The sequence below is a fragment of the Azospirillum terrae genome (assembly GCF_053470425.1).
Map to the genome: position 1 here is coordinate 373336 of NZ_JBPXMR010000005.1, position 21019 is coordinate 394354.

A 21019-nucleotide genomic window follows, 5' to 3' on the forward strand; every position below is an offset into this window, starting at 1 on the left:
CCTCCGTCAGCGCGTGTGGTCGAACTTGGCCGCCGGGGCGCTCGGCGCCGGCAGGCCACCGCCGATCAGCCGGTCGATCAGTCCGCCGATGCCGCCACCGCCACCCGACGCCGGAGCCGCCCGCCCGCGCGCCGGGACCACCGCCGGATCACCGCCCGCCGCCACATAGGCCGGCCCGGCGACACCGTCCAGGCCCGGCAGGGCGCGCGGCGGCAGGCCGGCGTGGGCGTCGGCCATGAAGCCGTGCCACAGCTTGGCCGGCAGGCTGCCGCCGGTGACGCGCTTCATCTCGTCGTTGTTGTCGTTGCCCAGCCAGACGCCGGCCACCAGATCGGCGGTGAAGCCCATGAACCACGCGTCGCGGTAATCCTGCGTGGTGCCGGTCTTGCCGGCCGCCGGGCGGTCGAGCTTCGCCGCCTTGCCGGTGCCGAACTCGATCACGCCGGTCATCATGCGCACGAGCTGCGCCACCTGCGCCGGGTCGGCCACCGGATCGGCGCCGCCGGCCTGCCGGCGGAACAGGATCTTGCCGTTGCGGTCGGCGATCTCGGTGATGGCGTAGGGCAACACCGGAACGCCGCGGTTGGCGAGGCCGGCGTAGGCGCGGGTCAGTTCCAGCAGCGTCACCTCGCTGGTGCCGAGCGCCAGCGACAGGTCGCGCCCCAGGGTCGAGGCGACACCGAACTGCGCCGCCAGATGGCGGACGTTGTCCACGCCGACCTTCTCGATCAGCCGCACCGTGCCGGTGTTCGACGAATGCGCCAGGGCCGTCGCCAGCGTGATCGAGCCGCGGAACTTGCCCTCGTAGTTGCCGGGCGCCCAATTGCCGATGCGCAGCGGCGAGTCCTCGATGGGGCTCTCCGCGCTCCAGCCCTGCTGGAGGGCCGTCAGATAGACGAACGGCTTGAAGGACGAGCCGGGCTGGCGCCGCGCCTGCGTCGCACGGTTGAACTCGCTGGCGTCGTAGTCCCGGCCGCCGACCAGGGCGCGCACCGCGCCGTCGGTGGTCATGGCGACCAGCGCCGCCTGACCGGCGTTCTGCTGGGCGCCGGGGCCGGTGAGGATCTCCTGCACGCGGTTCTCGGCGGCGCGCTGCGCCTTGAGGTCCAGCGTCGTCTTCACCACCACGTCGCCGTGGTCGGAGCCGATGAAGCCGTTGACCAGCTCGGTCACCCAGTCGGCGAAGTAACGCCCGTCGCCGCCCGGCTTGCGCTTGGGCGAGGGCGGGGTGTTGCGCTGCGCCTCCAGTTCCTGCGCGGTGATGAAGCCGCCGTCCACCATGGCGCCCAGCACCACCTTGGAGCGCTCCGCCGCCTCGTCGGGGTTGGAGCTGGGGGCGTAGCGCGACGGCGCCTTGAGCAGGCCGGCGATGATCGCCGCCTCGCGCAGATCGACCTGCGTCGCCGGCTTGCCGAAATAGGTGCGCGCCGCGGCGTCGACGCCGAAAGTCCCGGCGCCCAGATAGACCCGGTTCAGGTAGGCGGTGAGGATCTGGTCCTTGCTGAAGCGCCGCTCCAGCCACAGCGCCAGCATCGCCTCCTGGATCTTGCGCTTCAGCGACTTCTCGGAGGTCAGGAACAGGTTCTTGGCAAGCTGCTGGGTGATGGTCGAGCCGCCCTGCACCGCCCGCCCGGACCGCCAGTTGACGTAGACGGCGCGCAGCAACCCGATCGGATCGACGCCGAAGTGGGAATAGAAGCGCCGGTCCTCGATGGCGAGCACGGCGTTGACGAGGTGCGGCGGCAGCTCCTTGACGCCCAGCACGGTGCCGTGCAGGTCGCCGAAGCGGGCGAACTCGGTGCCGTCCGCGGCCAGCACGATGACGGCCGGGCGCCGCTCGGCCTGCGCCACCGTGCCGATGTCCGGCAGGTCGTACGCGAAGTACGCCATCACCGCGGCGAACGCCATGCCGCACCAGATGCCGGCCACCAGCGCCCAGGTGCCCAGCGTGCGCAGCCAGGAGCGCGACCGCTTGGCCGCCTTGGGCTTGTTGGACTTGGGCTTGGGCGGGGGCTTGGGCGGGGGCGTGGGACGGTCCGGCGGCGGGCGCTCGGACTTCGGCCGCTTGGCGCGCCGCGCAAGCTTCGGCAGCTTCAGCTTGGGCAGACGGAGCGGCGAGTCCTCCTCGTGCGAGTGGACGGGCTTGGCCCCCGCAAACAGTTCGTCCGACCGGTTCGATGTCACGGCGCCGCCGCAGCCCCTTTGTTTGCCCACCCAGCCGTTCAGCGGGTTGCGTGCGTGATATACGCCGTGCTCGCGCTGCGCGAAAGAGGTAGGGCCTCGGGGCCGAGTTTTGTCCCGGCAACGTGGCGAAACGGTGACGTTTACCCCCCAATCAGCCCATACTTGCGCAGATACCCGCGCAGTTGGTGATACGTAAGCCCGAGATCCTCGGCGGTGCGCCGCTGATTGTGCCGGTTGCGCTCCAGCGCGGCCGCGAGCATGCCCGTCTCGAACGCCTTCACCCGCTCAAGGAATCCGCCCTCCTCCGCAACCGGCTCCGGCGGCACCTCCACCCGCACCGGAGGCCGGTAGGACGGGCGGAACGGGTCGAGGATGATCGTCTCCACCGGCGCGTCTGGGTCCGCCGCGGCGACCGAGCGCTCCACCGCGTTGCGCAGCTCGCGCACATTGCCGGGCCAGGAATGGCCCCGCAGATCGTCCAGCGCCCGCGGCGTAAAGCCGGGGAACAGCGGCCGGTCCAGCTCGCGCACCATGCCCAGGGCGAAATGCTCGGCCAGCACCGGGATATCCTCGGGCCGGGCGCGCAAGGGTGGCAGGGTGACCACATCGAACGCCAGCCGGTCCAGCAGGTCGGCGCGGAAGCGCCCGGCCTCGGCCAGCGCCGGCAGATCGGCGTTGGTGGCGCCGACCACCCGCACGTCCACGGTCTGGGTACGCCCGCCGACGCGCTCGATCTCGCCATACTCCACGGCGCGCAGCAGCTTTTCCTGCACGGCGGGGCTGGAGGTGGCGATCTCGTCGAGGAACAGCGTGCCGCTGTCGGCCAGTTCGACCCGGCCGGTGTGGCGGCGGGTGGCGCCGGTGAAGGCGCCGGCCTCGTGGCCGAACAGCTCGGAATCCAGCAGCGTTTCCGGCAGGGCGGCGCAGTTCACCTTGACGAAGGGCCGGTCCCAGCGCCGCGACAGATAGTGCAGGCGCGCCGCCACCAGCTCCTTGCCGGTGCCACGCTCGCCGATCACCAGCACCGGCCGCTCCAGCGGCGCCACGCGGGAGACGTGCGCCAGAGCGGCCTGGAAGGCCGGCGACTGGCCGATCAGCGGTGGCGGGGACGCAATGGTCATGGCGAAATCAGCCAATGAGTGGCGGAATCGGCGAACATATCGCCGCCATAGCTAATCCCGCGGACGCCGCCGATCAAGGCGGTCGGCGGATTCCCTGGGTTTCCGCGTTTGGCACGGCCCTTGCCATACGAGGGTCAGGCAATGGAGACCGAGATGAGCGAAGACTTCTACCGTTCCCGCACCCACCGCCGCCCGACCTACGACACGCGCGACACCCTGGCGCGCGTGCGCGCTTACCTGAGCAGCCGGCCGACCGAGTCCTGGCTGTTCTTCTTCGCCGGCATCATTGCCGGCGCGCTGCTCGGCTGAACCCTGAAGGACATTCTCCCATGAGCATCTTTTCGCGCCTGACGGACATCGTTCAGTCGAACATCAATTCCCTTCTCGACCGCGCCGAGGAGCCGGAGAAGCTGATCCGCCTGATCATCCAGGAGATGGAAGACACGCTGGTCGAGGTGCGCTCCTCCACGGTGAAGATCATCGCCGAGAAGAAGGAGATCGAGCGCCGCATTGGCGACCTCACCCGCGAGCGCGACGAGTGGGAGCGCAAGGCCGAGATCGCGCTGACCCGCGACCGCGAGGACCTCGCCAGGGGCGCCCTGATGGCCCGCTCCAAGGCCGCCGAGGAGGCCGACGCGCTGTCCCACCAGCTGACGCAGGTCGAGGAGGCGCTGTCCAAGGCCAACGAGGACATCGCCCGCCTCCAGGCCAAGCTGACCGACGCCAAGAACCGCGAGAAGGCGCTGGTGGCGCTGACCAAGACCGCCGCCAACCGCGTGAAGGTGCGCGAGCGCCTGAACGACGACCGCATCAACGACGCGCTGTCGCGCTTCGAGCAGGTCGAGCGGAACCTGGATGAGCTGGAAGGCCGCGTCGAGATCCACGACATGGGCCGCAAGAAGTCGGTGGCCGAGGAGATCGCCGAACTGGAAGCCGCCCACAAGGCCGACGAGGAGCTGGCCGCGCTCAAGGCCCGCATCGCCGGGCGGAAGGGGTCGTAAGGGTTGCCTCGCCCCCTCCCCGGTCACACTTCCCCCCGCCAACGGCTGGGGAGGGGGACTTTTCCACACCGTGCAATGATGCTTCACTGCATGCCGGCCAACCGAATAAGAGGCTGACCTCACCATGGGCTTCTTCAGCTTCGTGCTGTCGATCCTTCTCGTCACCGTCGTGCTGCCGGTGTGGATCGTCTTCCATTACGTCACCAAGTGGCGCACCCAGCGCGGCCTGTCCGCACAGGACGAGCGCCTGCTCGCCGAGCTGTGGGACATCGCCAACCGCCTGGAAACCCGCATCCACACGCTGGAACGCGTGCTCGACGCCGAGGCGCCGGGCTGGCGCAACAAGACCTGAGGGAGGGCCGTCATGACCCACCATCACCCGTCGCCGTTCGAATCGCCGAACCCGCACCGGCTCTACCGCAACCCGCGGCGCGGCTATGTGGCCGGGGTGTGCGCCGGTCTCGCCGACTATTTCGGGGTCGAGCCGTTCCTGGTCCGTCTGGCGATGCTGATCGGGCTGATCTTCTTCACCCTGCCGCTGCTGATCGCCTACATCATCGCGGCGCTGGCGCTGCCGCCGCGGCCGGAGCAGCTCTACCGCACCGAGGAGGATGAGGTGTTCTGGCGCACCGTCGCCATGAAGCCCGACCGCTCGCTGGCCGGCCTCGCACAACGGTTCCGCGACGTCGAGAAGCGCGTCGTCGGCCTGGAGGCCTACGTCGCCTCCAAGGAGTACGAACTCAACCGCGCCATCCGCGATCTGGAGCGGTGATTTACCGGCGCGTCCGCCGGCGGTCGTCCGTGCGGATGCGCACCGGTTTCAGGCTGCCGGAACCGGCGGTCACGGCCATGCCGGCCAGCACCAAACCCATCGCACCGAGCAGAAGCAGATCCATCGCGTGCACCTCCTTAACCCTTCATAACGATGGTGGGTGCAAATCGTTGACAAGAGGTGGACAAAAAAGTGGACGCAGCGCCAGCGTGACGGTTTGGCGAACTTTTTTTGCCGACCCTACTCCGCGCGCGGCTCGACCGACTGGATGGTGAAGCCCTTGGCGTGCGGGAAGCGGGCCGAGACTTTCTCGCGCACCTTGTGCTCGTCCAGGCCCCAAACCAGAAAGCGCCGGCCGCGCTTCCAGCTGTCGAGCGCCGAGCGTTCCAGATTGGCGTTGACGCGCCCGGCGTAGTCGCCGTTGGACACCCGAACCAGCCAGCCCTGGTCGTTCTGCGTGTGCCGGTCGTCCAGCACGAAGATGCGCCGGTCCACCGCGCTGACCACGCGCAGCCGCTCCTCCAGGTCCGCGCAGGCGAACTCCATGGAGGTCTTGCGGCGCCGGGCGGCGCTCAGCTCGCGGGCGAGACCCAGGGTCTGGCGGGCGGCGCGCTTGATGCGCTCCACCTGCTGGGTCCGGCGGGCCTCGGCCTTGGCAACCATCTGCTCGGTCTCGCGCAGCCGCTTCACCGCCTGGAGCAAAGCGAAGGCGAGCGCCGTCAGGCCGACGAGGCCGGCGAACAGATAAGCGATCATGCCGCCTTCCCCGACCCGGCCGCCTGCTCGTACGGCAGGCCGCCGACCTCGTGCAGGGTGACGATCTTGTAGCCGAAGGCCGGCGGGTAGCGGCCCTCGATCATCTTGCGCGCCTCCGAGACGGTGGGGGCCCACACTTCCATGCTCTGCGGCTGCGCCCACCGCGGGTCGATGAAGGAGTTCTGGTGCTGGGCGGCGCTGCCGACATACTTGTTCAGCACCTGGGCGTGGAAGCAGGGCGTGCCCTTCAGCTCCTCGCCGATGAGGTGGATGATCCGCTCGCCGTCGCGCAACGTGTCGGAGATCTGCCGTTCGAGCTGGCTGCGCCGGCGCAGCACCTCGCGCGCCTCGTCATCGGCCGCCTTGATTTCCTTGTGGCGCTGGCCGCGGCGCGCCTCCAGACCGGTTTCCAGGCGGGCGCGGCGGACCAGCATGTCGCGGATGCCGACGGTGCCGTGGCGCTTCTCGATCATGCGCTCGCCGACGATCACCACCAGCTTGGCGATGCCGAACGCCATGCCGGAGCATGCCAGCGCGGAGAACAGGGCCTGGACGTATGTCTGCCACATGGAAGGTTATCCCGGCGGGAACAAACCCGTAGGTACCCCGACGACCGAATCATATCAACAATTTTAGCAGCATTTCAGCCGCAGGTTAAGCGCTACATCCCGGCCATCGACACCCGATTGCGGCCGGCCAGCTTGGCCTCGTACAGCGCGGCGTCGGCGCGCCGCAGCGCCTGTTCGATGGACGGTTCGGAATCCCGCCACGTGGCGACGCCGATGCTGGCGGTGACCGGGAAATGGTGCTCGTCGAAATCCACCGGGGCCGAGGCGATGGCCTCGCGGACGCGCTCGGCGGCGATCAGGGCGGCGTCGGCGTCGGTTTCCGGCAGCAGCACCACGAACTCCTCCCCGCCGTAGCGGCCGATGCCGTCGCTGGCGCGCAGCGCGTCGCGCGCCCGCAGGACCACCGTGCGCAGCGTCTCGTCGCCCGCCGCGTGCCCGTAGGTGTCGTTGACCAGCTTGAAGTGATCGAGGTCGAACAGCAGCACGCTCAACGGCCGGCCATAGCGCCACGCGCGCGCCACCTCGCCCGCCGCCTGCTCCATGAAGTGGCGGCGGTTCCACACCGCGGTCAGCACGTCCATGGTGGCGAGCAGCGCCAGCTTGGCGTTGGCGTCCTCCAGTTCGCGGGTGCGCTCGGCGACGCGGGCCTCCAGCTGCTCGTTGGCCTCGCGCAGGCGCTCGTACAGGCAGACGTTGGCGAAGCTGATAGCGATCTTCGAGGCGAAGACGCCGACCAGCGCCTGGTCCATCTCGTCCAGCGGCCGGCCGGTCCGCACCCAGGCGGCGACCTCCCGCCCATCGGGGATGGCGATGCAGAGCGTGATGTGGTCGGGGCCGAAGACGTTGCCGCGGACGCGGAACGCCTCGGTCACGGCCTTGATGGCGCCGACGCCGGCGAACCGGCTGTCCAGCGGCCCCTCGCCCAGGCCGGCGAAGCACCCTGCCCCGGCCAGCACATGAATGCTGCCCCCCGCATCGCCGTTCTGGGCGCACAAAATGCCGTCGGCCTTCACGCCCAGAAAGGCGGTGAGCTGCGTCAGCACCCCCGACGCGAACTGCCGCATGGAGCGCAGCTCGAACAGCCGGTCGGTGGACTCGATGAGCTGCCGCAGGCCGCGCCGGCTGGTCTCCAGCGCCACGATGTCGGAATAGGCGCGCAGCGCCGCCACCACCGTGGTGAACAGCTTCTGGGTGGTCAGCTCGGTCTTCGCCTTGTAGTCGTTGATGTCGTAATCGAGGATGACGCTGTCCTCGGGCGCCTGACCGGGCTGTCCGGTGCGCAGGATGATGCGGATCGCGTGGTTGTCCAGTTCCTCGCGGATGGTGCGCACCAGTTGCAAGCCGGCGTCGTCGGTTTCCATCACCACGTCCAGCAGCACGATCGCCACATCCGGCGTCGCGCGCAGCGTGCCGGCGGCCTCGGCGCCGGAAAAGGCGCTGAGCAGGTTCAGGCTGCGGCCCTTGAAACGCACCTTGGCGAGCGCCATCCGCGTGACCGCGTGCACTTCCGGGTCGTCGTCGACGATGAGCACCCGCCACGGCTCGCCCGCGTCGGGCTCGGCCGGGACCGGCGGCGGCAGATCGTCGGCGAAGAGGAATTCCTTTGCCATGGGGATGTGCTGACCTCGTACCCGCAAGGCGCGGGATATGCGCGTTCGACGCGAATCGGCGACCCCGCCCGCGACCGCATAGCGGTAATCCATTCCACCGAGAGCATGCAATGGAATTGAGAGGCAGGAACCTTCGGCACGTCCTTACGGTTGGCTAGGGCATGGCGGACGGCGATGCGCCCGGACGTGCAGGCGCGTCCTCCGCATGCGTTTCCACGGACCCGTAAGGAGACACACGATGAAGCGCACCCTTTTCCTGAGCACGGCCACGATCCTCATGCTCGGCGCCGGCATCGCCATGGCCCAGTCGAGCGCCCAGCCGAACAGCGCCACCCAGCAGAACCGCGTCCAGCAGTCGCAGAACCCCGCCACCGGGCCGAACGCGGTCGGCGACAAGTCGGCGATGGGCGACGCCGCCAGCATCGAGAAGATGATGGGCAAGGACGTCTACGGCGCCGACGGCAAGAAGCTCGGCTCCATCGATGACATCATCCTCGACCCGCAGACCGGCAAGGCGCAACTGGCGGTGATCGAGCGTGGCGGCGTTCTGGGCATCGGCGGCAAGAACATCGGCATCGACTACACGCTGCTGGGCATGGAAGGCGACCGCCTTGTCGCCAAGCAGGTGACCGAGGATCAGGCCAAGGCCATGCCGGAATTCCAGTACAGCGACAACGCGGTGTCCTACAACCGCAGCCGCAAACAGACCGGCGGCACCGTCAAGCAGTAACGCCGGCATGCAGTGACACCTGCCCCGGAGGGCTGGCCGACCGCCGGCCCTCCATTTGGGGCCCCCATTCGCGTCTGCCGAAAGGCGTTATGACCTTGGAACCCGGCCGCCGGCTCGCACCTTACCTTTCCCGGCGAGCAGGGAGGGGGACAGCCGATGGGGCAGGCACGGACGGCGACCGCCGCGGCTGAACGGCCGGGCGGGCCGGCTCAGCGTTACCACCGCGTCCGCAGGCGCACCGAGGATCTGGCGCGCGGGCTGACCCCGGAAGACCAGACCGTCCAGTCCATGCCGGATTGCAGCCCGACCAAGTGGCACCGGGCGCACACCGCGTGGTTCTTTGAGACCTTCCTGCTGACCCCGCACCATCCCGGCTACCGGCCTTTCGATCCGGCCTACGGGTACCTGTTCAACTCCTATTACGAGGCCGTCGGCAGCCGCTGCCCGCGCCCGCAGCGCGGCATGGTGACCCGCCCCGGAATCTCCGACGTTGCCGCCTACCGCGCCCATGTGGACGCGGCGATGGCCCGGCTGCTGGAGGACTGGGACGAGCGGCTGACGCCGCTGCTCGACCTCGGCCTCGCGCACGAGGAGCAGCACCAGGAACTGATCCTGATGGATCTCCTGCACCTGTTCTCGCTGAACCCGCTGAACCCCGCCTACCGCCCGTTCCGCCCCGCCCCCGCGGTCGCGCCCGACCCCGGCCGCTGGATCGGCTTCGACGGCGGCATCCGCGAGATCGGCCACGGCGATGACGGCCGCTTCGCCTTCGACAACGAGGGACCGCGGCACGCGGTGCTGCTCCAGCCCTTTCGCCTGCATTCCCACCCGGTGACCAACGCGGCGTGGCGCGCGTTCATCGCGGACGGCGGCTACTGCACCCCGGCGCTGTGGCTGTCCGATGGCTGGGCGACCGCGCAGGCGCAGGGTTGGGAGGCTCCCGGCTATTGGCGCGAGCGCGACGGCGAGTGGTTCCAGCTGACGCTGATGGGCGAGCGGCCGGTGGACGATTCCGCCCCGGTCTGCCACGTCAGCCTGTACGAGGCCGACGCCTTCGCCCGCTGGGCCGGCAAGCGCCTGCCCACCGAGGCCGAATGGGAAGTGGCCGCCACCGGCATCGAACCCGCCGGCAACACCCTGGGCAGCGGCGCCCTGCGCCCGCTCGCGGCGCCGGCCCGCGACGACGGCCGGCCGTCGCAGATGTTCGGCGACGTCTGGGAATGGACGTCCAGCGCCTACGCCCGCTACCCCGGCTTCCGCCCGGCGGCCGGCGCGGTCGGCGAGTACAACGGCAAGTTCATGGCGAACCAGTTCGTCCTGCGCGGCGGCTGTTGCGCCACCCCGGACGGGCACGCGCGCGCCACGTACCGCAACTTCTTCTACCCCCACCAGCGCTGGATGTTCGCCGGCGTGCGCCTTGCGGAGGATGTGTGATGGACGGCGAACGCGCCCTTCAAACGAGCACCGGCGACAGCTTCCTGTCCGACGTGCTGGACGGCCTGTCGCGCGAGCGCAAGTCCTTGCCGTGCAAGTACTTCTACGACCGCCGCGGCTCGGCGCTGTTCGACGCCATCTGCGAACTGGAGGAATACTACCCCACCCGCACCGAGACGGCGATCCTGCACCGCCACGCCGCCGACTTCGCCGAACTGGCCGGGCCGGGCGCCGCGGTGGTGGAACTGGGCAGCGGCTCCAGCGTCAAGGTGCGCATCCTGCTGGACGCGCTGGAGACCCCCGCCGCCTACGTGCCGGTGGACATCTCGCGCGAGCATCTGCTGGCCTCGGCGGCGCGGCTGGCCGGCGACTACCCGGAACTGACGGTGGTGCCGGTGGCCGCCGACTATGTGCAGGGCTTCCCGCTGCCGCCGGTGGCGCCGCCGGAGCGCATCCTGGCCTTCTTCCCCGGCTCGACCATCGGCAACTTCGACCCCGGCGAGGCGGCGGCCTTCCTCGGCCGGCTGGCGCGCCGGCTGGGCACGGGGAGCCGGCTGCTGATCGGCGTCGATCTCAAGAAGCGCGGCGACGTGCTGGAGGCCGCCTACAACGACGCCCGCGGCGTCACCGCGGCCTTCAACCTCAACCTGCTCGCCCGCATCAACCGCGAATTGGACGGCACCTTCGACCTGGAGAGCTTCGCGCACCACGCCTTCTATGATGAGTCCCTCGGCCGCATCGAGATGCATCTGGTCAGCCGTCGCGCGCAGACCGTTGCGGTCGGCCGCCGCAGCTTCCGTTTTCGGGCGGGCGAGACGATCCACACCGAGAACTCCTGGAAATACGCCCTGCCGGAGTTCGAACGTCTGGCGCAGAGTGCCGGCTGGCGGACGGTGTCCACCTGGACGGACGCAACCGGTACAAACGGGGCCGGACTGTTCGGCGTGCTGTGGCTGCAAGTTTCGTAGGCCAGACATGCTAATTTGACGCAAATTTTACGAACTATGACCTGTGCGCGTTCCAGTGGTTCTGTTAGCTTTCAGCCGCTCTCCCAGGTAGGGCAGCCGGAACGCAATGGTGTCATCATGCAGTCGATCTCGCGGATTTCCATCTCCACCAAGGTCACGTTTCTCAACCTGATCGGCATGCTGCTGCTCAGCGCCGCCGTGCTGATCGTGATCGGTCAGGTTCTGGCCCGCGATCTTGAGCGGCAGGCCGTGGATATGCAGACGCTGTCCATGCAGATCGCCTGGAGTTCCTTGAACCACCTGGGCGGCGACTTCGCCGTGGCCGGCGGCAAGCTGAAGCGCGGCGACATGGTGCTGAACGAGAACTACGAGATCGTCGACAACATCAAGCAGATCACCGGCGGCACCGCCACCCTGTTCCAGGGCGACGTCCGCGTCGCCACCAACGTGCTGAAGGCCGACGGCAGCCGCGCCATCGGCACCACGCTGGCCGCCGGCCCGGCCTACGACGCGGTGCTGAAGCAGGGCGTGCCCTACCGCGGCGTCGTGCAGATCCTCGGCGAGGATTATTTCGCCGCCTACGACCCGCTGAAGGACAAGAGCGGCGCGGTCGTCGGCATCCTCTACGTCGGCATCAAGAAGAGCGTGGTGTTCCAGTCCTTCGACGGCAACATGCGTCTGGCGGCGCTGGGCGTGGCCGGCTTCGCGGTGCTGCTGGCGTTCCCCGGCTTCCTGCTGCTGCGCCGCCTGCTGCGCCCGCTGGGCGTGCTGAAGCAGGCCATGGACGCGCTGTCGCGCGGCGATCTGTCGGCCGCCATCGACGGCACCGCGCGCGGCGACGAGATCGGCAACATGGCGCGCGCGGTGGTCGTCTTCCGCGACGGCATGGTCGAGGCCGAGCGCATGCGCGCCGAGCAGGAGCGCCAGCGCGAGCAAGCCGAGGAACTGAAGCGCCGCGCCCTGGAGATGATGGCCGAAACCGTCGAGCGCGAGAGCCGCGACGCCGTCGACCGCGTCGCCCAGCACACCGAGGCCATGGACGGCAACGCCGGCAAGATGGCCGATTCCGCCACCCGCGTCGGCGCCAACGCCCAGGAGGTGGCCGCCGCCGCCGCGCAGGCGCTGAGCAACGCGCAGACCGTCGCCTCGGCGTCCGAGCAGCTTTCCGCCTCGATCCGCGAGATCGGCGGGCAGGTCAATCAGGCCAGCACCATCACCCGTCAGGCGGTCGCCACCAGCGCCGGCACGCAGGAGACGATCCAGTCGCTCTCCGCCTCGGTCGGCCGCATCGGCGAGGTGGCGAACCTCATCCAGAGCATCGCCGCCCAGACCAACCTGCTGGCGCTCAACGCCACCATCGAGGCGGCGCGCGCGGGCGAGGCCGGGCGCGGCTTCGCGGTGGTCGCCAACGAGGTGAAGAACCTCGCCGGCCAGACCGCCCACGCCACCGAGGAGATCGCCCAGCAGATCACCGGCATTCAGTCCAGCACCCAGGCGACCGTCAGCGCCGTGCAGGAGATCGCGCGCACCATCACCGAGATAGACACCATCTCGTCGATGATCGCCACCGCGGTCGAAGAGCAGGCCGCCGCCACCCAGGAAATCAGCCGCAACGTCAACCAGACCGCCGCCGCCGCCACCGAAGTGGCGACGCGCATCCATGAGGTGTCGCGCGAGGCGTCGGTGACCGGCGACCGCGCCGCCGAGATGCGCACCCTCGCCGGCACCGTGGTGGACGGCATCGACGAGCTGAAGCGCGTGCTGGTGCGCGTGGTGCGCACCGCCACCTCCGAGGTGGACCGCCGCCGCTTCCCGCGCCACAACGTCCAGGCGCGCTGCTCCATCGAGACCGCCTCCGGCCGGGTCGAGGCCACGCTGATCGACCTGTCGCGCTGCGGCGCCGCCATTCGCGGCGCCGGTGCCGGCATGGGTCCGGGCGGGCGCGGCACGCTGTCCTACGACGGGCTGGGCATGCCGATGCCGTTCAGCGTCATGGCCATTGACGGCGACATGCTGCACATCAGCTTCCGCACCGAAGCCATCAACGAAGACGACTTCAACACCCGCTTCGACCGGCTGGAGCGCACCCTGGGCGTCACACGGGCGGCGTAATCCGCCCCGCCCCTACGAGAGTATGTTGCACCGCACCAACGAAAGTGGTATGACCATTCCACCCGAATGGACAGCACGCCTACGACCAATGGCGGTACGAGTTCGGACGGGCCAGCCATTGGACAGTGAGAACCAAGATGAGCGGCGCTTCGAACGTGGACCAGACGGTCCGGCACATTCACGTGACCCAGGAACTGCGTGACGGCAAGCTGGTGACGCTGGAGCATTCCGTGCACGAGCGCGGCATGGCGGAGCCAACCGGCACGGCGACGATCTTCGACCGCAACGGCTGGCTGGCGTGGCTGGCCCAGGAAGCCGCTGGCGAAGCCGCCGACGAGTTCCGCCGCGCGGCCTGACCGGGCTTCCTGCGGGCGCCGGTTCGAACAGCGCTTGCTCTTGCCAGCCCTTCGGCGTAGGATAAAAGTCTCCGTCGGCGGAAGTGTGTCCGCACGCCGCCGAGCGGCTGACACCATCGAGCGAACCTATTGACCCATTCCCCACACCGTCAAGCCCGGCCAGGACGAGGAGGGAAACTGGGCATCCGCCGGTGTGTCAGCGCTTTGGCTCGGCCGACGCGGAACGGATGCAACACTCCATCGAATCGTGTTTCATAGTGTTGCATAGCGTTTCATCCGCCGCCGTCAGGCTCGACCAAGCCCTTGACCTTCCACAAAACCCAGGAATTGCCGCCGAAGCCCGAATGCAACACCGGCGGTCCCGGATGAAACACGGCGTTTCATGCCGGACAGGGATTCGCACGGAAAGGCGGGCTTCGGCCCGCCTTTTTCGTTCATGGGCGCGCAAAGGGGGTGGCTGCCTTGAAAGGTCCGGTGCAGGAACCACCTACGCGGCCACCGGAACAGCCTTCAGGAAAGGGCAGCCGCTGCGCTGAGACCGTTCGCCGCATGACTCCATGACGCTGTTCGCCCGCCTGACCGTGCTTGTCTCCGTGGCCTTGCTTCCGGCCATCGCGATCCAGGCGAACAATGAGATCGACCTGCGGCGTTCCCGTCTCGCCGAAGCTCGCGACGACACCACCCGCCACGCCGAACTGCTGGCGAGCGATCTCGCCCGCATCCTCGACGGTGCCCGCCAGTTGGTGGCCGCGCTGTCCCAGGTCAGTTCCGTCCGCGACTTCGACGAGGACGCCTGCCACGACCTGATGGAGCGCCTGCGCGCCCAGTTCCCGCACTATGTCCTGATCGACGCCGCGGACATCCGCGGCCAGGGCCGGTGCGCCGGCGCGCCGGGGCACCGCCTCAGCGTCGCCGACCGGGCGTGGTTCCGGCTGGCGGTGGAGAACGATGGGTTCGCCATCGGCGAGTACGTGGTCGGCCGGCAGAGCGGGCGCCCCAGCCTGCACATCTCCACCCCCATCCACGACCCCGATGGCACCGTGATCGGCGTGGTCGGCGCGGCGCTCGACCTGGACTGGCTGGGCCGCTATCTGGTCGCCAAGCCGCTGCCGCCGGGCATGGCCTTCGCCGTCGCCGACCGCAACGGCACCGTCCTCGCCCGCGAGCCGGACGGCGAGCGCTGGGTCGGCAAGCCGGTGCCGCCGCATTTCATGGCCCTGCTCACCGCCCCCCGGCCGGGCACGGTGGAGATGCCGGGCATCGACGGCGACGACCGGGTGATCAGCTACCTGCCGCTGGGGACCGAACCGGTCGGGCTGTCCATCACCGTCGGCATGAGCCGGGCGGCGGCGTTCGCGGACGTGGATCGGGCGACGGTGCGCGGGCTCCTGCTCATCGCCGCGGGGTGGGGGCTGGCGCTGCTATGCGCCTGGATCGTGGCACGGCGCTTCCTGCTGCGCCCGGTGGGCGCCCTGGCCGGGGCCGTCGAGCGCTGGACGCACGGCGACCTGACCGCCCGCACCGGTCTGCACGACCGACGCGACGAACTGGGGGCGCTGGGCCGCGCCTTTGACGAGATGGCCGACGCCCTGGCCCAGCAGGAGCAGCGCTTCCGCATCATGGCCGACGGCATCCCGCAGCTCGCCTGGATGGCGCGGCCGGACCGCGGGATCTTCTGGTTCAATCAGCGCTGGTACGACTTCACCGGCACGACCTTCGAGGAGATGGAGGGCTGGGGCTGGCGCTCCATCCACCACCCCGACCACCTGGAGCGGGTGGTGGCGCGCTTCCAGCGCTCGTGGGAAACCGGCGAGCCCTGGGAAGACACCTTCCCCATGCGCCGCAAGGACGGGCAGTACCGCTGGTTCCTGTCGCGGGCGTTGCCGGTGCGGGACGCGCAGGGCGACGTCCTGTGGTTCGGCACCAACACCGACGTGACCGAGCAGCTCGCCGCGGAGGAGGCGCTGCGCGTCAGCGAGAGCCGCTACCGCGGTCTGGTCGAGCGGCAGTCCGACATCGTGCTGCGCCTGAGCAGCGCGGACGGCTCCCTCACCTTCGTGAACGACACGGCCGCCCGCGTCCTCGGCCTGACGCGCGAGGAGGTCACCGGCCAGCCTTGGCACCGCTTCGTGCACCCCGACACCATCGCCGCCACCGTGGAAGCGATCGCCTGCGCCCTGCTGCCGCCGGAACGCCGCGCCACGGTGGAGAACCTGTTGCTCACCGTGGACGGGCCGCGCTGGTACACCTGGGACGGCTACGGCATCGTCGACGAGTCCGGCAGCTTCGCCGAGGTCCAGGCGGTGGGCCGCGACATCACCTTGCGCAAGGCGATGGAGGACGACCTCGCCGCCGCCAAGGAGGAGGCCGAGCGCGCCAACCTCGCCAAGTCCAAGTTCCTCGCCGCCGCCGCGCACGACCTACGCCAGCCGCTGCAAAGCCTGTTCTTCTTCGCCGAGGCGCTGCGCTCCGACCTGTCCACCGAGCGCGGCCGGGACAAGCTGCTGCACCTGCAACGCGGCCTGGACGCGCTGAAGGATCTTTTGGAAAGCCTGCTGGACGTCTCCCGCCTGGACGCCGGCATCGTGCAGCCGCAGGTGCAGGAGTTCCCGCTGACCGACCTGCTCGACCATCTCGGCTCCGCCTACGCGCCGATCGCCGCCGGCAAGGGGCTGGGCTGGCGGGTGTCCACCTGCCCGATGCGGGTGCGCTCCGACCGCAACCTGCTCGGCCGCATGCTGCGCAACCTGATCGAGAACGCGCTGCGCTACACCGAGAAGGGCGGCATCGCCATCACCTGCCAGCCGCACGGCGACACGCTGCTGATCGCCGTGGAGGACACCGGCATCGGCATCCCGCAGGACCACGTCAGCCTGATCTGGGAGGAGTTCCATCAGGTCGGCAACCCGGAACGCGACCGCGCGCAGGGCCTCGGCCTCGGCCTCGCCATCGTCAAGCGGTTGGGGGAGCTCTTGGGGCACAAGGTGGATCTGCGCTCGGCGGCCGGCCGGGGCTCGGTGTTCACGGTGACGGTGCCGCTGGTCGCGGCGGACCCCGTTTCCCTGCCCGCAGCCGCGGCAACGTCCGAGGTCGACGAGCCGGACTCCGGTGCCGGGCGCTTCGCGGTGGTGGTGGACGACGACGCCATCGTGCTGATGGGCCTCAAGAGCATGCTGGAGGAATGGGGGTACGAGGTGCTGATCGCCCCCTCCACCGACACCATGGTCGAGCGCTTGCAAGCCGCCTCGCGGGTGCCGGACGTGATCGTCGCCGACTACCGCCTGCGCCAGGGCCGCATCGGCACCGAGGCGATCCTGACCTTGCGCCGCCTTTACGGCACCGACGTGCCCGGCATGATCCTGACCGGCGAGATCGGCCCGGAGGCGCAACGCGACGCCGCCCGCCACGGCTTCGGCCTGATCCACAAGCCCGTCACGCCCCGCCAGCTCGTCGCCGCGCTGGAGCGGCAGTTGCGGGCAGCAGAGTGAGCTTGAGAAAAAGCGGGAAGAGGTGCCTAGTGCACCCAATATGGACAGTGAGGGGCGCCGCATCCCCGGCGCCCACAACGGATCGAGTGTTGATGAAGATCGAAGGTTACCTGGGGTTTTGCGTCGGCGACGTCGTTCTGGATCTGGCGGAGCTGACCGTCGGCACGGCGACGATCAAGGAGTTCCACCTGGTGCCGAGCCAGTGGTCGAACGGCCCGACCGCCATCGCCGTGATGGAGAACGGCGCCGAGCGCTACGTCATCCAGTTGAAAAAGGTCCGCCGGGTCGCCGACACCACCGGCGAGGACGACGACGAGAGCAAAATCGTCCACCTGCACCGCAACGCCGGCTGACTCCTGCACCCAGGAACGCCATCGGTCATGTGGCGTTGAACCTCTCCATGAGAGCCCTTGCCGCTCCCCCCTGCGCGGAGCACGATTGGCAAAAGGGTCTCCGTGGGGGGAGGACGGCCGATGCTCCAGGTATCCGAGACGCAGGTGCGCCTTGGGCTCTCGGCGGCGGACAAGACCGAGGCGATCCGCATCGCCGGCCGCGCCATGGTCGACAGCGGCCTGATCGAGCCCGGCTACATCGACAGCATGCTGGGCCGCGAGGCCATCGCCGGCACCTATCTCGGCAGCGGCATCGCCATCCCGCACGGCCTGCCCCAGGCCCGCGATCTGGTGCGCCAAACCGGCGTCGTGGTCGTGCAGTTCCCGAACGGCGTGGACTGGGGGACCGGCGAGCCGGCCCGCATCGTGGTCGGCATCGCCGCCAAGTCCGACGAGCACATCGCCGTGCTGCAACGGCTGACCGGCGTGCTCGGCAACCCGGCCGAGGCCGCGCGGCTGGGCGTCACCGGCAACCCCGGCGACGTCATGGCGGTGCTGAACGGCACCGCGACGGTGGAAGCCGGACCGGAGCCCGCCGCACCGGTTGCCGGCCCGTCCATCGCGGTCGCAGCCCCGGTGCCGCACGGCCTGCACGCCCGCCCGGCGACGGCGCTGGTCGAGGTGGCGAAGCGTTTCCGCGCGGAGATCGCGGTCCGGCATGACGGCGGCGTGGGCAACGCCAAGAGCTTGGTATCGCTGCTGCGCCTCGGCGTGTCGGGCGGGCAGCCGCTGACCATCACCGCGGCCGGCGACGACGCCGACGCCGCGCTGGCCGCCATCCGCGCCGCCTTCGACGCTGGGCTCGACGAGCCGACCGTTTCCGAGACGCCGCCCCCGCCCGCCCCGGCGCGCGCCGCACCGCCGGCCGACCTGGACTACGACGGCAAGGTGATCGCCGGGATTTCCGCCTCGCCGGGGGTGTCCACCGGAACCGCCTGGAAGTTCCAGCGCGAGGAGCTGACCGTCGCCCGGACCGCGCCCGACCCGGCCGTGCAGCACCGCCGCCTCGATCAGGCGCTGGCCAGCGCCGCCGCCGACCTGCGCAACCTGCACGAGGAGTTCTGGAAGAAGGCCGGCGCCGCCAAGGCCGCCATCTTCAAGGCGCACCTGGAGCTGCTCGACGACCCGGAGATGGCCGCCGACGCCCACGCCCGCATCGACCAGGGCGCCAGCGCCGGCTGGGCGTGGCGCGAGGTCTACGAGGACCGGGCCGGCATGCTGGCCCAGCTCACCGACGCCCTGCTGGCCGGCCGCGCCGCCGATTTGCGCGACGTCGGCCGCCGGGTGCTGCGCCTGCTGGCCGACGCGACCGAGAGCGTGGCCGCCCTGCCCGACCATCCCGTGATCCTGCTGGCCGAGGATCTGGAGCCCTCCGACACCGCCAAGCTCGACCCGGCCATGGTGCTGGGGCTGTGCACGGCGGGTGGCGGGGCCACCTCGCACACGGCGATCATCGCGCGCTCGCTCGACATTCCGGCGGTGGTGGCGGCTGGGCCATCGGTGCTGGACCTGGAGAACGGCCAGGAGGTGATCCTCAACGGCGACGACGGCGTGCTGGTGGCCGGCCCCTCCGACCGCGACCGCACCCGCGCCGCCGCCGCCCGCGTGGCGGTGGGCGCCCGGCGCGAGGCCGAACGGCTCGACCGCTACAAGCCGGCGATCACCACCGATAGCAAGCGCGTCGAGGTGGCCGCCAACATCTCCGACCCCAAGGAGGCGGCCACGGCGGTGGAGGCCGGCGCCGAGGGGATCGGCCTGATGCGCACCGAGTTCCTCTTCCTGCAACGCGAGTTCCCGCCCAACGAGGACGAGCAGTTCGAGGCCTACCGCACCATGGTGCGGGCGATGAACGGCCTGCCGATCATCCTGCGCACGCTGGACATCGGCGGCGACAAGAACGTCCCCTACCTGCACCTGCCGGCGGAGGGCAACCCGTTCCTCGGCGTGCGCGGCATCCGCCTGTGCTTCGAGCGCGAGGATTTGTTCCGCACGCAGCTGCGCGCCATGCTGCGTGCGTCTGCCGAGGGGCCGGTGCGCATCATGTACCCGATGATCGCCGCCCCCGCCGAACTCACCAAGGCCAAGGCCATCACCGAGGAGGTGCGGCGCGAGGTCGGCGTCGATCCGGTCGAGATCGGCATCATGATCGAGGTGCCCTCGGCCGTGATGATGGCCGACCGCTTGGCGCGCGAGGTGGCGTTCTTCTCCATCGGCACCAACGACCTGACGCAGTACGTGCTGGCGATGGACCGCCTCCACCCGGTGCTGGCGCCGCAGGCCGACGGGCTGCATCCGGCCGTCCTGCGCATGATCGAGCGCACGGTGGCCGGCGCGCGGGCGGCCGGCATCTGGGTGGGTGCTTGCGGCGGCATCGCCGGTGACCCGGCGGGGGCGGTGCTGCTGTCCGGCCTCGGCCTGACCGAACTGAGCGTCGCCATCCCCAGCGTGCCCTCGGTCAAGGCGCGCCTGCGCGGCATCTCCCTGGCCGACGCCGAACGCGTCGCGGCCCAGGCGCTGGACTGCGCCGACGCGGCCGAGGTGCGCGCTCTGGTGCGGGACCATTTCCCCGGAGGTGCGGCATGAGCGGAGTCCTCACCGTCACGCTGAACGCCGCGGTGGACCAGACCCTGGACGTGCCGGGCTTCACGGCCGGCGCGGTCAACCGCGCGGTGGCCGAGACGCGCACCGCCGGGGGCAAGGGCATCAACGTCGCCGCCTTCCTCTCCGGCGGGCCGGTGCCGGTAACCGTCACCGGCTTCCTCGGCGAGGACAACACGGGCGTGTTCGAGGCGCTGTTCCGCCGCCGCCACATCACCGACCGTTGCCTGCGGGTGCCCGGCGCCAGCCGGGTCAACGTCAAGGTGGTCGACCGCGAGGGCGGCTCGGTCACCGACATCAACCTGCATGGGCCCCAGATCCGGGCGGAGTCCTGGCACGGCCTGCTGGCGGCGCTGGACACTCTTGCGGCCTCCAACGGCACCGTCGTGCTGGCCGGCAGCGTGCCGGCGGGGGTGCCGGAGACCGCGTACGCCGACATGATCCCGCGCCTGCGCCGGCACCGGAGCTTCGTCGTGGTGGACGCCAGCGGAGCGCCGTTGCGCCACGCCGTCGCCGCGCGGCCAGACATGGTGAAGCCCAACGCGCACGAGCTGTCCGAACTGCTCGGCCGCCCGCTCGGCAACCGCGCCGATGTGGTCGGTGCCGCGCAGGAACTGGCCGGATCGGGCATCGCTTTGGTCGTCGTGTCGCTGGGCGCCGAGGGCGCCGTGTTCGTCGAGGGTGACCGCGCCCTGCTGGCGGTGCCGCCTCGGGTGACAGTCGCCAGCACCGTGGGGGCCGGCGACGCCATGGTGGCTGGAGTGCTGGCCGCCCGGCTGGAGGGCGGCGATCTGGATTCCTGCGCGCGCCGTGGCACGGCCTTCGCGGCCGGGACGCTGGCGCGCCTCGGCCCGGAACTGCCGCCGCCTGACCGCATCGCCGAGTTGATGGACGCCGTGACCGTCGAGGCCCTTTGAGGGCAAGGAGG

19 protein-coding genes are annotated in these 21019 nt (G+C 70.1%); 13 read left to right on the plus strand and 6 right to left on the minus strand.

Features of this window, described 5'->3' with window-relative positions; genetic code table 11:
- Positions 1–6: 6 nt before the first annotated feature.
- Both ACSVDD_RS16385 and pspF read right to left on the minus strand, forming a co-directional pair.
- Positions 7–2184 carry a transglycosylase domain-containing protein gene (locus ACSVDD_RS16385; protein WP_448190440.1) on the minus strand — a complete coding sequence of 726 codons (2178 nt, stop codon included), beginning with the start codon at positions 2182–2184 and terminating at the stop codon, positions 7–9.
- A gap of 140 nt (positions 2185–2324) precedes the next feature.
- A complete protein-coding gene (pspF, locus tag ACSVDD_RS16390) occupies positions 2325–3305 on the minus strand; it encodes a phage shock protein operon transcriptional activator (protein WP_448190441.1) in 981 nt (326 codons plus the stop codon).
- 153 nt (positions 3306–3458) lie between these two features.
- Here pspF and ACSVDD_RS16395 point away from each other — a divergent pair, with 153 nt between their 5' ends.
- The 4 genes from ACSVDD_RS16395 (at position 3459) to pspC (ending at position 5078) form a co-directional block, all read left to right on the plus strand.
- Entirely contained in the window at positions 3459–3614 is a 156-nt protein-coding gene (locus ACSVDD_RS16395) for a hypothetical protein (protein WP_448190442.1), read from the plus strand.
- Between the two features lie 20 nt (positions 3615–3634).
- Positions 3635–4306 (plus strand): phage shock protein PspA, encoded by a 672-nt coding sequence (gene pspA / locus ACSVDD_RS16400; protein WP_448190443.1) that lies wholly within the window; start codon positions 3635–3637, stop codon positions 4304–4306.
- A 124-nt stretch (positions 4307–4430) separates the two neighbouring features.
- A complete protein-coding gene (gene pspB, locus ACSVDD_RS16405) occupies positions 4431–4658 on the plus strand; it encodes an envelope stress response membrane protein PspB (RefSeq protein ID WP_448190444.1) in 228 nt (75 codons plus the stop codon).
- A gap of 12 nt (positions 4659–4670) precedes the next feature.
- Positions 4671–5078, plus strand: coding sequence for an envelope stress response membrane protein PspC (gene pspC / locus ACSVDD_RS16410; protein ID WP_448190445.1), 408 nt, complete (start codon positions 4671–4673; stop codon positions 5076–5078).
- A 1-nt stretch (position 5079) separates the two neighbouring features.
- Here pspC and ACSVDD_RS16415 read toward each other — a convergent pair whose 3' ends face one another.
- From ACSVDD_RS16415 to ACSVDD_RS16430, 4 genes are all read right to left on the minus strand, one after another.
- Complete coding sequence (locus ACSVDD_RS16415) at positions 5080–5202, minus strand: hypothetical protein (protein WP_448190446.1); 123 nt, start codon at positions 5200–5202, stop codon at positions 5080–5082.
- A gap of 116 nt (positions 5203–5318) precedes the next feature.
- The gene (locus ACSVDD_RS16420; RefSeq protein WP_448190447.1) at positions 5319–5834 is read right to left on the minus strand and encodes a hypothetical protein; all 516 of its coding nucleotides are present in this window, start codon (positions 5832–5834) and stop codon (positions 5319–5321) included.
- Positions 5831–6403, minus strand: coding sequence for a hypothetical protein (locus tag ACSVDD_RS16425; protein WP_448190448.1), 573 nt, complete (start codon positions 6401–6403; stop codon positions 5831–5833). The genes ACSVDD_RS16420 and ACSVDD_RS16425 overlap by 4 nt, the downstream gene beginning before the upstream one ends.
- A gap of 92 nt (positions 6404–6495) precedes the next feature.
- Positions 6496–8013: a diguanylate cyclase gene (locus ACSVDD_RS16430; RefSeq protein ID WP_448190449.1), complete on the minus strand. Its 1518-nt coding sequence runs from the start codon at positions 8011–8013 to the stop codon at positions 6496–6498.
- Between the two features lie 238 nt (positions 8014–8251).
- On the opposite strand from ACSVDD_RS16430, the gene ACSVDD_RS16435 reads away from it, so the two are divergent.
- The 9 genes from ACSVDD_RS16435 to pfkB all read left to right on the plus strand — a co-directional run bounded on the left by ACSVDD_RS16435 (position 8252) and on the right by pfkB (position 21008).
- The gene (locus ACSVDD_RS16435) at positions 8252–8743 is read left to right on the plus strand and encodes a PRC-barrel domain-containing protein (RefSeq protein WP_448190450.1); all 492 of its coding nucleotides are present in this window, start codon (positions 8252–8254) and stop codon (positions 8741–8743) included.
- A gap of 156 nt (positions 8744–8899) precedes the next feature.
- A complete protein-coding gene (egtB, locus tag ACSVDD_RS16440; RefSeq protein ID WP_448190451.1) occupies positions 8900–10177 on the plus strand; it encodes an ergothioneine biosynthesis protein EgtB in 1278 nt (425 codons plus the stop codon).
- The gene (egtD, locus tag ACSVDD_RS16445; RefSeq protein WP_448190452.1) at positions 10177–11145 is read left to right on the plus strand and encodes an L-histidine N(alpha)-methyltransferase; all 969 of its coding nucleotides are present in this window, start codon (positions 10177–10179) and stop codon (positions 11143–11145) included. Before egtB ends, egtD begins: the two co-directional genes overlap by 1 nt.
- A gap of 117 nt (positions 11146–11262) precedes the next feature.
- Positions 11263–13257 carry a methyl-accepting chemotaxis protein gene (locus tag ACSVDD_RS16450; RefSeq protein ID WP_448190453.1) on the plus strand — a complete coding sequence of 665 codons (1995 nt, stop codon included), beginning with the start codon at positions 11263–11265 and terminating at the stop codon, positions 13255–13257.
- A gap of 137 nt (positions 13258–13394) precedes the next feature.
- A complete protein-coding gene (locus tag ACSVDD_RS16455) occupies positions 13395–13613 on the plus strand; it encodes a hypothetical protein (protein ID WP_448190454.1) in 219 nt (72 codons plus the stop codon).
- Positions 13614–14170: 557 nt separating this feature from the next.
- Complete coding sequence (locus ACSVDD_RS16460) at positions 14171–17101, plus strand: PAS domain S-box protein (protein ID WP_448190455.1); 2931 nt, start codon at positions 14171–14173, stop codon at positions 17099–17101.
- A 92-nt stretch (positions 17102–17193) separates the two neighbouring features.
- Positions 17194–17454 (plus strand): hypothetical protein, encoded by a 261-nt coding sequence (locus tag ACSVDD_RS16465; protein WP_448190456.1) that lies wholly within the window; start codon positions 17194–17196, stop codon positions 17452–17454.
- 120 nt (positions 17455–17574) lie between these two features.
- Positions 17575–20076, plus strand: coding sequence for a phosphoenolpyruvate--protein phosphotransferase (gene ptsP / locus ACSVDD_RS16470; protein ID WP_448190457.1), 2502 nt, complete (start codon positions 17575–17577; stop codon positions 20074–20076).
- Entirely contained in the window at positions 20073–21008 is a 936-nt protein-coding gene (gene pfkB / locus ACSVDD_RS16475) for a 1-phosphofructokinase (RefSeq protein WP_448190458.1), read from the plus strand. Before ptsP ends, pfkB begins: the two co-directional genes overlap by 4 nt.
- The last annotated feature ends 11 nt before the right edge of the window (positions 21009–21019 follow it).